The sequence below is a fragment of the Paraburkholderia sp. genome (genome assembly GCF_036488505.1).
GTDB lineage: Bacteria > Pseudomonadota > Gammaproteobacteria > Burkholderiales > Burkholderiaceae > Paraburkholderia.
Window position 1 is genome coordinate 1 of sequence record NZ_DASXHN010000192.1, and the last position, 12605, is coordinate 12605.

General features: G+C 66.4%; 12 protein-coding genes and 2 tRNA genes. 11 read left to right on the top strand and 3 right to left on the bottom strand.

Features of this window, described 5'->3' with window-relative positions:
• The first annotated feature begins 73 nt into the window (after nt 1–73).
• The 7 genes from VGH68_RS11155 (at nt 74) to VGH68_RS11185 (ending at nt 4597) form a co-directional block, all read left to right on the top strand.
• Nucleotides 74–149, top strand: a tRNA-Asn gene (locus VGH68_RS11155).
• Between the two features lie 62 nt (nt 150–211).
• Nucleotides 212–287 (top strand) — tRNA-Asn (locus tag VGH68_RS11160).
• Nucleotides 288–554: 267 nt separating this feature from the next.
• Entirely contained in the window at nt 555–1031 is a 477-nt protein-coding gene (locus VGH68_RS11165; protein ID WP_331603682.1) for a CreA family protein, read from the top strand.
• A gap of 92 nt (nt 1032–1123) precedes the next feature.
• Entirely contained in the window at nt 1124–1960 is an 837-nt protein-coding gene (locus tag VGH68_RS11170) for an AraC family transcriptional regulator (protein ID WP_331603683.1), read from the top strand.
• A gap of 490 nt (nt 1961–2450) precedes the next feature.
• Nucleotides 2451–3212 carry an AzlC family ABC transporter permease gene (locus VGH68_RS11175; protein ID WP_331603684.1) on the top strand — a complete coding sequence of 254 codons (762 nt, stop codon included), beginning with the start codon at nt 2451–2453 and terminating at the stop codon, nt 3210–3212.
• Complete coding sequence (locus VGH68_RS11180; protein ID WP_331603685.1) at nt 3209–3532, top strand: AzlD domain-containing protein; 324 nt, start codon at nt 3209–3211, stop codon at nt 3530–3532. The genes VGH68_RS11175 and VGH68_RS11180 overlap by 4 nt, the downstream gene beginning before the upstream one ends.
• A 300-nt stretch (nt 3533–3832) precedes the next feature.
• Nucleotides 3833–4597, top strand: coding sequence for a DUF4088 family protein (locus VGH68_RS11185; protein WP_331603686.1), 765 nt, complete (start codon nt 3833–3835; stop codon nt 4595–4597).
• Between the two features lie 44 nt (nt 4598–4641).
• On the opposite strand, the gene VGH68_RS11190 is transcribed toward VGH68_RS11185, so the two are convergent.
• The 3 genes from VGH68_RS11190 to VGH68_RS11200 form a co-directional block, all read right to left on the bottom strand.
• The gene (locus tag VGH68_RS11190; RefSeq protein WP_331603687.1) at nt 4642–6798 is read right to left on the bottom strand and encodes an ATP-dependent helicase; all 2157 of its coding nucleotides are present in this window, start codon (nt 6796–6798) and stop codon (nt 4642–4644) included.
• Nucleotides 6799–7179: 381 nt separating this feature from the next.
• On the bottom strand, nt 7180–7443 hold the full coding sequence (locus VGH68_RS11195) for a hypothetical protein (RefSeq protein ID WP_331603688.1): 264 nt from the start codon (nt 7441–7443) through the stop codon (nt 7180–7182).
• 182 nt (nt 7444–7625) lie between these two features.
• The gene (locus VGH68_RS11200; protein WP_331603689.1) at nt 7626–8138 is read right to left on the bottom strand and encodes a hypothetical protein; all 513 of its coding nucleotides are present in this window, start codon (nt 8136–8138) and stop codon (nt 7626–7628) included.
• Nucleotides 8139–8534: 396 nt separating this feature from the next.
• On the opposite strand from VGH68_RS11200, the gene VGH68_RS11205 reads away from it, so the two are divergent.
• The 4 genes from VGH68_RS11205 to VGH68_RS11220 all read left to right on the top strand — a co-directional run.
• Nucleotides 8535–8762 carry an RNA-binding S4 domain-containing protein gene (locus tag VGH68_RS11205; protein WP_331603690.1) on the top strand — a complete coding sequence of 76 codons (228 nt, stop codon included), beginning with the start codon at nt 8535–8537 and terminating at the stop codon, nt 8760–8762.
• Nucleotides 8763–9119: 357 nt separating this feature from the next.
• On the top strand, nt 9120–10532 hold the full coding sequence (locus VGH68_RS11210) for an MATE family efflux transporter (RefSeq protein WP_331603691.1): 1413 nt from the start codon (nt 9120–9122) through the stop codon (nt 10530–10532).
• Between the two features lie 230 nt (nt 10533–10762).
• Nucleotides 10763–11725 carry a ketopantoate/pantoate/pantothenate transporter PanS gene (gene panS, locus VGH68_RS11215; protein WP_331603692.1) on the top strand — a complete coding sequence of 321 codons (963 nt, stop codon included), beginning with the start codon at nt 10763–10765 and terminating at the stop codon, nt 11723–11725.
• 130 nt (nt 11726–11855) lie between these two features.
• Nucleotides 11856–12605, top strand: a 750-nt coding sequence (locus tag VGH68_RS11220; RefSeq protein WP_414696930.1) for a phospholipase D-like domain-containing protein, incomplete at its 3' end; no start/stop codon positions are given.

The following is a 12605-nucleotide window of genomic DNA, read 5'->3' on the forward strand; positions in this document are numbered from 1 at the left end:
AGATGAACGCAGGGTATTGACAGGTGCTTAAGCTGCTTTTACAATTTCGCTTCTCTGCTGTTTGTTGTTCTGTTCCTCGATAGCTCAGTCGGTAGAGCGCCGGACTGTTAATCCGTAGGTCCCTGGTTCGAGCCCAGGTCGAGGAGCCAAGAATTGCAAAAGCCCGTTAACCAGGACGGGTTTTTTTATGTAGATCAAGTTGTGCTGCTGTTCCTCGATAGCTCAGTCGGTAGAGCGCCGGACTGTTAATCCGTAGGTCCCTGGTTCGAGCCCAGGTCGAGGAGCCAAAAGTTGAAAGGCCCGCATCCGTGCGGGCCTTTTTTGTTTTAGCGCCCGTCTGTTGTACAACCGGTTTCGCACGAACGCTCACTCGCGGGCTCGGCACATCCGATGCACGTCATGCCTGTGCGGTGAATCGTCGGCGGGTTCATCGGACCGGAGGCGCGGATTTGCGTCGCACCGCGCGCGCCGTTATACGATGGCGGCGTCGCTGCGAACCGACCTCGCGCGTTTCGCGCTCCCCACCAATTCCACGCACTCGACCCGGCCAGCTCATGAAATCCACCTCGCCTAGCATCGCGCTCGCCGCCGCCGGCGCACTGCTGCTGTCTTCGGCGCACGGCGAAGAAATCGCCAGCGTCAATACGAATTTCCACATCACCGGTTCCGATCGCGTGGTCGTCGAGGCTTATGACGACCCCATCGTGCAGGGCGTCACCTGCTATGTGTCGCGGGCGCGGACTGGCGGCGTCAAAGGTACGCTCGGCATCGCAGAGGATCCGACCGAAGCGTCGATCGCGTGCCGCCAGGTCGGGCCGCTGCATTTCACCGGGCCCGTCAAACAGAAGGACGACGTGTTTTCAGTCAGCATGTCACTGATCTTCAAATCGCTGCACGTGGTGCGTGTCGTCGACACGAAGCGCAACACGCTCGTCTATCTGACCTATAGCGATCGCGTCGTGAGCGGCAGCGCGAAAAACAGCGTCAGCGCCGTGCCAGTGCCGGCGGGCACGACGATACCCGTCAAGTAACAAAAAGTTGCGACGGGCGGCAGCGGGCGATCACACCCCCCGCGAGGCCCCCCATGACGCGCTACACTGACCGGTCCAACCGCACTTTTGTCATGACCGCCACCCATCGTTTCCGCGATTGCGCCCGCTACTGGCGCACGCCACTTCTGCCCGGCGCGGATCTGCTCACCGCCGAATATCGCGACCACGCGTTCGCGCCGCACTGGCACGACGCGTACACGATTGCGGTGATCGTCGCGGGCGCAGAATGCTATCGGTATCGCGGCGAACACTATGTCGCGGAAGCGGGCAGCGTGCCGATCATCAATCCGGGCGAACTGCATACCGGGTCCAAGGCAGTCGACGACGGCTGGCAGTATCGCGTGATGTATGCACCGGTGGACTTCATCCGTGAGCTTGCCGCCGACCTTGCCGGCAAGCCGCAGGCCCTGCCGTGGTTTGCCCCCGGCGTGATCCGCGATGCCGATCTCGCGACGCGCCTCGCTCACGCCCATCGTCTGCTCGAAGCGGGCGAAGACGGCCTCGCCGCCGAAGCCGCGATGCTCGACGCGCTGTCCACGCTGCTGGTCCGCTATTCGCAGACCTGTCCCGTGTCCGCGCGCGTTGCCACCGACGACACCCGCGTCGCGTTGATGCAGGAGCGTCTGACCGGCGATCTGGTCGAGCCGGTCACGCTCGCCGAGGTCGCGAAGGCGGCGGGGCTGTCGCCGTTTCACGCGGCGCGGCTGTTCACCCAGTCGACCGGTCTGCCGCCCCACGCGTGGCGCAACCAGGTGCGCTTGCAGCGCGCGCTCGCGCCGCTGCGCGCGGGGAGCTCGGTTACCGACGTCGCCGCCGACAGCGGCTTCACTGACCAGAGCCATTTCACGCGGCACTTCCGGCGCATGTTCGGCGTGCCGCCGGGGCAATGGCAAGGGACGCATCGCTAACGGTGATTAGCAGCGCGCGAGATCCCGTTGCCGGCAACGGCGCTTTCACGGCCAACGGCGAGCTCGCCGTCTCCGACACCGCTCGCCCGTGAACGGCGTCTACGGCGTCTACGGCGTCTACGGCCATGATCACTTCATGCGGCGCCGCCGGATAGACGTTCAGTTCGGCCGCCGAGCCGGTGGCAATCGCCTCACTTCGCAAAGAGAAGCACACCTGCGGCGAGTGCGTGGCAGTTCGCGGCCACATCGTCGGGCCCGACGTCGTTGTGCGCGAGCGGCTTGACCGGCATGGGCGCTTGCCGCGACATTCGCGCTGCCTGTCCAGCCTACTGCCGGGCCAATGCGAACGGACTCACCACTCGCCCCGACCCACGAGCCGGACCCCCGACCGCCCTCGTCACACCGCCAGCTCGCCACCCTTGCACCGCAAGAACGTACAAGCCCGTTCCACCGACTGTCGCTATCCTTCCAGAATCAAGGAGGCTAGTTTGTGAGCGATTCCACCCGAGGCCGGCCCACCTGCCGAGGCCGTCTCAAAGAATTCACCGCCGGCGCGCGCGACATCATCCCGATGATGGTCGGTGCCGCGCCGTTCGGCGTCATTTACGGCACGCTCGTCGCATCCGGCCCGCTGCATCTGTGGCAAGGCCAGTTGATGTCGCTGATCGTCTTCGCCGGCTCCGCGCAATTCATCGCACTCGGTCTGATCGCCGGACACGCGAGCTTCGCCGTGGTCTGGGCCACCACGCTCGTCGTCAATCTGCGTCACGTGCTGTACAGCGCGACGCTCGCGCCGCATGTCGCGCATCTGCCGGCGCGCTGGCGCTGGACGCTCGGCGCGCTGCTCACCGACGAGGTCTTTGCGGTCGCATGGGAGCACTACCGGCATCGCGAGCCGGGCACCGTGGGCCCGTACTACTTCTTCGGCGCCGGACTCGCGATGTATCTGAACTGGCAGTTGTGGACCGTCGCCGGCCTGCTGTTCGGCGCGGCGTTCCCGGGCCTGCAGTCGCTCGGGCTCGATTTCGCGATGGTCGCAACCTTTATCGCGATCGTCGTGCCGCAGCTGGTCGCGCTGCGCTATATCGCGGCGGCCGCGACCGCGGGCACGCTGGCGTTGTTCTGGCAGGCGTGGCCGTACAAGCTTGGCCTGCTTGGCGCGGTGTTCGCAGGCGTCGCGGTCGGCGTGCTGCTGTCGAACTCGCGTCTGAACCTGCGCGGTGCGCGCGGTCCCGGGGAGGCCACGCGATGAACTACGTGGTTCTGATCGCCGGAATGGCGGTCATCACCTGGCTGATCCGTGCGGCCGTGTTCGTGCTCGGCGACCGGCTGACATTTCCGCCGCTCGTGCGCAACGCGCTCGGCTTCGTGCCGGTCACCGTGCTGACCGCGATCATCGTGCCGATGGCCGTTTCGCCGCACGGCGCTAATCCCGAGCTCACCTGGCGCAATCCGCAACTGGTTGGCGCACTTGCCGCGATCGCCGTCAGTGCGCTAACGCGTCGGCCGCTGCTGACGATCGCGGTCGGCCTGAGCGTGTTCTTCGTCTGGCAATGCGTCGTGCTGAAGTAAGCGCGCGTCCTCCTTTACGCCCGATGATGGTCGACCGCGGGGACGACGGCCGGCGCCATCCGCGCCGCGGCCCGCGCCTTCTCTCCAAAGTGCCCGCGCGCCGCGGGGGGGCGCTCAAGTTTCCGTCCCCTGCGCCGATATGTAGTCGAGGTCCGCCCATCGGGATTCGTCCCGCTGCTCAGGCGGCAACAGGCTGGCATCGACCGCGGTGGTAGCACGCACCGCGTGGCGCCGCGCGGCGCGCGGCCACGCAGCAACGCGACGGCCCGCGCCGCGCGGCAGGATCAAACGGGATAACACATGGGTCAAATCACCCTCAAGCTCAAGGACGAGACGGTCGCGTCGCTGCGCAAGGATTTCGAGGCCTTTCTGCGGGTATCGCTGAAGCTCGATCCGCAGTTCGCGACGCCATCGTTTGAGGATTTTTTGCGTGCGAAGCTGCTGGACAACATGGTGCCGCTGACCGAGCACGCGGTTCAGCGGATGTTGCAGGGTGGCCAGTACGCGTGGGCCAAGCGCACGCTCGACAAGGAATTTCCGGACGTCGTCGCGATTCTGGTGCGGCAGGCGACCGAGTTCGGCTTCGGTTTCGCCGCGCGTTCGGAATGGACCCCTGAGGAGCTTGCCAAGCAGTGCCGCGATTGGGCCGCGGCGATCGTCAAGGAGGCCGAAGGCGACGCCGCGCTGGTCGATCCGCTCGCCGCACAGATCAAAAGCGCGGTGCAAGACATCCAGGCGCTCGAAGAAGTGATGCAGACGCCGGCATGGCGACTCGTCGAATCGCTGCGTCAGCGCGTTTATGAGGCGAAGGTCGCGTGCGAGGCGAGCGTGGGCAGCACCGCGCGCGAAAAACTCGGTGAGCTGCGTGGCCTGCTGCGCCTCGGCATTTCGCATGGCACGTTCCAGAAACACGAAGCACAGCAGATCATGGAGTACCTGCGGTTATTGAAGCCGGAGATCTTCGTCGAGGAACCGTACGATCTGTTCTCGCGGCTCGCAGCATGGCTGCGCAATTTCTTCGTGCCGCCGCGTCCGGTCGCGCAACAACAGCAACAGCAGCGCTAGTCGCAATCGAGCCCGGCAGCATTCCTGCGAAGCGCCGTAGGCACTCAATCCCACATCTTCCTGAGTTTCGCGCCGATCTCGATCTTCGCCTGCGCAGCCGCGGCAAGCCCCGCCGCGCTCGGCGCGCTCGCCACCGGCACGCGCGGCCACGCGTACGCATCGAACAACGGCAGCATCGGCGTGGCAATAAAGCGGGTGCGCGACGCCCACACGTGACGGTCGCCCAGATGGGTCTGATTGTGCACGTAAAAACGCTGCGGCACGACGATGTGCAGGTCCTCCTTCGCGCGCGTCATCGCCACATAGAGCAGGCGGCGCTCCTCGTCGATTTCGTCGTCGCTGCCGGTGCCGAGATCGGATGGAATGCAGCCGTCGACGCCATTCAGCACGAACACGTTGCGCCACTCCTGGCCCTTGGCCGAATGGATCGTCGACAGGATCAGATAGTCCTCGTCGATCAGCGGCACGCCGGATTCGTCGCTGGTCGCATCGGGCGGATCGAGCGTGAGTTCGGTCAGGAAACGCTCGCGCGACGCATAGGTGCCCGCGATGCTCTCCATCTGCAACACGTCCGCGTGGCGGATCGCGGCATCCTCGTGATTGCGTTCGAGATGCGGCTCATACCAGCGCCGCACGGTCTCGAACTCGGCGGGCCAGGGCGTCTGGCGCCCATACACGCTGGACATCAGCTTGACGAACGGATGCCAGTCTTCCTGCGCCCGCGCGGGCGCGGCAAACGCGGCAAACGCGGCCAGCGCGCCGGTGGCGGCCGAGAGCGGGTCGCCAGCGCCGGCACGCGCGGCCATCTCGTCGAGCAGCTTCGCCGCAGTCGCCGGCCCGACACCCGGCAGCAACTGCACGACCCGAAAGCCGGCGACGCGGTCGCGCGGGTTCTCGGCCCAGCGCAGCACCGCGAGCACGTCCTTCACATGCACCGAATCGAGAAATTTCAGGCCGCCGAATTTGACGAACGGAATGTTGCGGCGAGTCAGCTCGATTTCGAGCGCGGCACTGTGATGCGCGGCGCGAAACAGCACCGCCTGCGACTTGAGCTTCATTCCCTGTTCACGCGCTTCCAGCACCTGTTCGACGACGTAGCGAGCCTGCGTCGCTTCATCGGCGACCGTGACGAGGCGCGGCCGCTGCGCCGATGCCTTGTCGGTCCATAGATTCTTCGTATAGCGCTCCCTCGCGAGTTCGATCACCGCGTTCGACGCGGCCAGGATCGGCGCGCTCGACCGGTAGTTGCGTTCGAGCGTCACCTGGTGCGCTGGCGGGTCGAACTGCGCGGGGAAATCAAGGATGTTGCACACGGTCGCGCCGCGAAACGAGTAGATCGACTGCGCGTCGTCGCCGACCACGGTCAGGCCGCGGCCGTCGGGCTTCAGCGACAGCAGGATCGACGCCTGCAGCGCGTTCGTATCCTGGTATTCGTCGACGAGCACGTGATCGAAACGCGCCGACATATCCGCGGCAATCGCCGGCTCGGCAGCCATATGCGACCAGTAGAGCAGCAGATCGTCATAGTCGAGCACGCTCTGCTTCTGTTTCGCGTCGACATACGCGGCGAACAGCCGGCGCAGATCGTCCTCCCACTCGCGGCACCATGTAAACGCGCTGTCGAGCACCTGGCCGAGCGACGCGCCCGTATTGACGACACGCGAGTAGATCGCGAAGCAGGTGCCCTTCGCCGGGAAGCGCCGCTCTTTCGCGGACAGCCCGAGCTCATGGCGCACGAGGTTCATCAGATCGGCAGAATCTTCGCGGTCGTTGATCGTGAACGTGGGCGCGAGGCCGATCAGATCGGCGTATTCGCGCAGCAGCCGCGCGCCGACGCTATGGAACGTGCCGGACCACATGAGCCCTTGCGCCAGCGCGGCGCCCGCGCCGGGCGCGCCGGTTGTCGCGGTCGCGGCGGCCGTGATGCGCGTGACGCGGCGGATCATTTCGAGCGCGGCGCGGCGCGAAAAGGTCAGTAGCAGGATGCGGTGCGGGTCGGCGCCGTTCACGACAAGATTGGCGACGCGGTGCGCGAGCGTGTTGGTCTTGCCCGAGCCCGCGCCCGCGATGACCAGCAATGCGCCGGGCGGTGTTTGAAGCGTGCCGGTTCCGTATTCGACGGCCTCGCGTTGCGCGTCGTTGAGCTTCGCGAGCCAGGCGGCGGTATCGAACGGGGGAGCGGATTCGGCGACGGTGGACACGGATCGATTTGCGCGTGGATGGAGTCAGGATGCGACGCACACTGTATATCCATACAACTCGCGGCGGCAAGCGCCCTTTTTTCGGCTGGCCGCTGGTCGCGGAACCGACCGCGTGCCGATGCTTGCCGCCCTGCCCCGCTGGGGGTTCCATAGGCGCAGGTCCGGCGTGGCCGGGCGCGGGCAGGCACGCCCGAGGCGATAACGGCTTCCGCCAGACCCGGAAGTAGGACCGGCGTTGCGCCGTTGCGCCGTTGCGCCGTTGCGCCGTTGCGCCGTTGCGCCGTTGCGCCGTTGCGCCGTTGCGCCGTTGCGCCGTTGCGCCGTTGCGCCGGTAGCCGCTCGCCGGTCGCCGGTCGCCGGTCGCCGGTCGCGTCGCAGACGCTACTGCTTCTTCGCGTCCTTCACATTGGCCTCGGCATTGGCCTTGTCCGCGTCGGCCTGCGCGTCGGTCTTCGACTTGTCGGCCTTGGCCTGCGCGACGGCTGCCTTTTTGTCGGCCTTCGCCTGTTCCTTCGCGGCCTTCTTGTCCGCGTGCGTCGCGGGCGCCGCGGCCGGTTCGCTCGTCTGCGCGAACACGGCCGACGACAGGCAACCCGCGATCAGCGCGGCGTAAATCCGCTTTTTCGTGATGTGATCGATGCTCATGCGATACCTCCCTGATGTGCGACCTGCGCGTAGGCGACGCGGCGCCCCAAGAGCGCTTGACGCCACAGCCTTCGACGGCCACATTGCGGCGCTTCTACTACTCGCCGAGGCCTGACTTTCCGTTTTACGCACGGTGCGCGAACCTCATCGACACGCCCGCGCTACCGCCGAACCCACCGGGATCAATGTTTGACGTCGGCGCCATCGGCCTGTGCCGCCGCCTGCCCTTGCATGTCCATCTTCATTTCGTTATTGGCGGTCTGCTTGTCCGCCTTCTGATTCAGTTTCGCGCCACGCACCTGCGCCTTGTACTGATCCTTCGCGGCCTTCTGCTGCGCCTTCAATGCCGCCTTCGACGCCTTCTTCGACGCGCGATACTCGGCATTGGCCTGCGCGTCGGCATCGCGCTTCTGCACCAGCGGATCGGCGGAGCCCGACGCGGTCAGACGGCTCGGCGGCGGCGCTTGCATGCCTTGCGCGCCCGGTGCGACGTCCGGCTGCATCGTTTGCGCAGCGGAGGGCGGGACCTGCAGACCTTGGGCAGGCGCGCCGCCAGCACCGCCTTGCGTCTGGAGTTGCGTTTGAGCGCCGAGGCCCGCGGCCGGCTGCGCGGTCTGAGGTGTCTGAGCAACAGCGGCCGTCGCGGCAAGAGCAGTGAGGGCGGTACCGACGATGAGCGAACGGATCTGGGTCATGGCTATCCTCTCTTAAAGTTGTAGTGACGCGGGTGAACGTTCCGGCGTCGCGATGACGGACGCCCTTGCGCGCCTCGCCCGGTCTGCGCGTCGCTGGTGATGGAAACATATCCCCGAATCCAGCGGGCTTTGCTGCTGAATTGCACTTTAAGAGTGAAATTCATCCGCGACGACCGTTGTTACGGAGCGTTTCACTTTCGGACAGGTGCATAACATCTGCTTTCAGTTGCTTGCAAAAGCGCCGTCTCGTCGCGGCTGGCGTGCATGGCGGCTCCGCGCCCGATTTTCCGCCGCGGCTCGCTCGCCGCTTGCTTTAAGATGCCAGCCCCGGATGGAACCCGGGATGCGAACCCGCAAACGTACGTTTACCGCGCCCTCCCTGAGGGTGCAACCACCATGCCCAATCTCGATTTCACGCTCACCGGCGAGTACGTCGAATTACACAGCCTGCTGAAGTTAACGGGCCTGGCCGACAGCGGCGGCTCGGCGAAGATGATGGTCGCGGACGGCGCGGTCACGGTCGACGGCCGCATCGAGACGCGTAAGACCTGCAAGGTCCGCGCGGGTCAGGTCGTGCTGATCGGCGACACGCGGATTGCGGTACACGAAGGCGACACGACTTGAAGGCGCCGAAATACCGCCCATAGCCTGTCGGCAATCCCCGAGTGATCCGGAGCAATCCGCCTCGGCAATGCGCGTCGGCACAGTCCGAACATTGGCGAGACCGCCGCGCACCATAGTCGTGCGTCCGCCATCGACATCGGTCAGGCCAGGCAATAAGCTGTCGGTTTCGACAGACAAACGACGGATCGCGCGACCGGCCAGCACAGTCAGCCACGCGGCTGGTCAACGCCCGACGGTTTTTCCAGCGCCCCGCTGCATCGCGAGGCCGTGAAATCGACGAGCGCGCGCGGTTCAGCCACCGCCCGCCGCTTGCGCTTCGTCCGCGTCGCTGTCGCCACTTTCCCCGCCAAGCGTTTCATGACTCAGTCCAGCTTCGCCCGCTCAGCTAGCCGCCCGCCGACCCTCTCCCGCCACGCGGCCGACACCGCCCGGCTCGCCGCGCCGCTCGCGATCGCGCAGTTGTCGCAGATGGCGATGAGCGTCACCGACACGATCCTGCTCGGCTCCCTCGGCCCCGACGCGCTCGCCGCCGGCGGCCTCGGCGCCAATCTCTTTTTCGTCGTCGTCACGCTGCTGCAGGGCGTGCTGACTTCGGTCAGCGTGAGCGTGTCGCACGCGCGCGGTGCGCAGGACGACGGCCGCGTGCCGCATATCTACTGGACCGGCCTCGTGTTGTCGGTGCTGCTCGCGGTGCCGGCCTTCATCCTGCTGTCGTTCGCGTCGCAGATCCTGCTCGCGTTCGGCGAGCCCGGACTGCTTGCGCACAACGTCGGCAAATACGCGGCGGTACTGCGCTGGGGCGCGCCCGCGAGCCTGATCGGCGTCGGCCTGATGCGCTCGTTCCTGCCGGCGATCGGCGCCGCGCGCCGGCTACTGTGGGTATCGATTGCCAGCGTCGGCGTGAACGGTTTTCTGAACTACGGGCTGATCCACGGCGCGTACAGGCTGCCGCGGCTGGGCTTTCTCGGCTCCGCGGCCGCGACCACCATTACCGTATGGCTGACCGCGCTGGTGCTGATGGCGCTGCTGCATCTGCGGCCGCGCTTCAGGCATTTCGTCGTCGCGACGCGGCCGCGTTTGCCGCTGATGGGTGAGCTGTTCGGGATCGGCTGGCCGGTCGCGATCACCTACGGGGTGGAGTCGACTCTGTTTCTCGCAACCGGCCTGATGGTGGGCCTGCTGGGTGAGTCGCAGTTGGCCGCGCATCAGATCGCATTGAATGTCGCGTCGGTCGCGTTCATGGTGCCGCTCGCGATCGGCCAGGCGGCCAATGTGCGGGTCGGCTACTGGGCCGGCGCCGGCCAGCCGCTCGCCGCGCGCCACGCGGGCTTCGTCGCGCTCGCGCTGGGCGTCGGCTTCATGATGATGTCGGGGATCGTGCTGATCACCGCGCCGCATTGGATCGTGGGCCTCTATCTGCATCTCGACGACCCGGCCAACGCGCCGACCGTCGCGCTCGCCAGCTCGCTGCTCGGCGTGGCCGCCATTTTTCAGATCGTCGACGGCATGCAGACGGTCGGCTCGGGGTGCCTGCGCGGCTTGAAGGACACACGCGTGCCGATGATCGCCGCATCGTTTGGTTACTGGGTCGTCGGCTTTCCGACCGGCTATACGCTCGCGTTTCACATCGGGCTCGGCGCGCGTGGCCTGTGGTGGGGCCTCGCGGCGGGGCTCGCGAGCGTCGCCGTGCTGATGACTTTGCGGTTCCATAAGCTGAGCCTGCGGCAGGTGCCGGCGGCTTCGGTTGCGCCGCCGGCAACGCCGCGTTGAAGCGGCGGGAACGGCCGCTCACCGCTGTCTCGCGCCGCGGCTCGGCAGTCCCGTCCCACGGCGCCGCGCGAGCCATTCCTGAAGCGCTTCCTGCAAACGGTAAAATGCCCGCCGCGGCACGTCGGCGTCCGTCGCTCGTTACGCCGCGCGCCGCCCGGCTCGGCCACAGCGCAAGCGCGCGCCGTAGCCCCGCTTTCTCGCGATAAACATAACCAAGGACCTCCCTCGCCATGCTTGCCCGCGTCACCCGACTTTTCCCGCTCTGGGCCGTGCTCGTCTCGATCGCCGCCTACTTTTCGCCCGCCTCGTTCTCCGGTGTCGCGCCGCACGTCACCACGCTGCTGACGATCATCATGCTGGCGATGGGCGTCACGCTGTCCGCCTCCGACTTCCTGCGCGTCTTCACGCGCCCCGCGCCGGTGATTGCCGGGATCGTGCTGCACTACCTGGTGATGCCGCTCGCCGCGTGGGTCATCGCCAAGGCGCTGCGCATGCCGCCCGACCTGACCGCCGGCATGGTGCTGGTCGGCAGCGTCGCGAGCGGCACCGCGTCGAACGTGATGATCTACCTGGCGCGCGGCGACGTCGCACTGTCGGTGACGATCAGCGCGCTGTCGACGCTCGTCGGGGTGTTCGCGACGCCGCTGCTCACGCGGCTGTACGTCGACGCGTCGATCGTCGTCGACGTGCGCGGCATGCTGATGAGCATCCTGCAGATCGTTGCGCTGCCGATCGTCGTCGGTCTGGTCGTCAATCATCTGCTGCGCAAGCTCGTGCGCAAGATCGAGCCGATTCTGCCGCTGGTGTCGATGGTCGCGATCGTGCTGATCATCGGCGCGGTGGTCGGCGGCACGCAAAAGAGCATCGCGTCGGTCGGCCTCGTCGTGATGATCGGCGTGGTGCTGCACAACGGCATCGGCTTGCTCGGCGGTTATTGGGGCGGCCGTCTGCTCGGTTTCGACGAAGCGATCTGCCGCACCCTCGCGATCGAAGTCGGCATGCAGAACTCCGGCCTCGCGGCGACGCTCGGCAAGCTCTATTTCACGCCGCTCGCGGCGTTGCCCGGCGCGCTGTTCTCGGTGTGGCACAACCTGTCCGGCTCGTTGCTCGCGGGCTTCTGGGCAGGCCGTCCCGCCAAGGGCTCGACGCATCCCGATGGCGAGCGTGCGCTGGGCGTCGCCGAGCGCGGCTGACCGTCACGCCCGCGTGCCAGCGCACCAAAGCGCCCGCGCGATTCCCCTTAGAATGCATTTCCCGGCAGCGCGTACGGACCCTACGCGCTAGCCGTCACGGGACGCTTGCGACCAAAAAGGAGAACATCACGTGCACGGGCATCTCGAACAGAACCGGAACGCGCTGGACCGCCAGCGGACATTCGGCATCACGAGAGTTTTTTTTCTGCTGTGCTGTACCGCGGCCTGTCTGAGCGCCTGCGCGAGCCGGCCTCCCGCCACCGCCTTCGATCGCGAAGTCACGCACGCGCTGCCGGCAACCGCCGACACGCCATTGCGCCGCGCGCTCGCGCCGCTCGAAGCAACGCATCCGCAACAGTCGGGCTTTCGCGTACTGGCGCGCGGCACCGACGCGCTGCAGATGCGTATCGCGCTCGCGCGCGCAGCGACGAAGACGCTCGACATGCAGTACTACATCGCCAACGAGGACACCACCGGCAAGCTGCTGCTGGGCGCCGCGCTCTATGCGGCCGATCACGGCGTGCGGGTGCGCATGCTCGTCGACGATCTGAACTTCAAGGACATCGACCGCTTGATGGCGGGGCTGAACACGCACGACAACATCGAGGTTCGCGTGTTCAATCCGTTCGGCAGCGCGCAGCAAGGGGTGTTCGAGCGCACCACCAATCTGTTCACGCAGATCGGCCACTTCACGCGCCGCATGCACAACAAGGCGATGATCGCCGACAACCAGTTGGCGATCGTCGGCGGGCGCAATCTCGGTGACGAATACTTCAGCGCGAGCGAAACGCTGCAGTTCCGCGACCTCGACGTGCTCGCGGCGGGCCCGATCGTCGCCAACGTTTCCGCGAGTTTCGACGAGTACTGGAACAGCGACCTC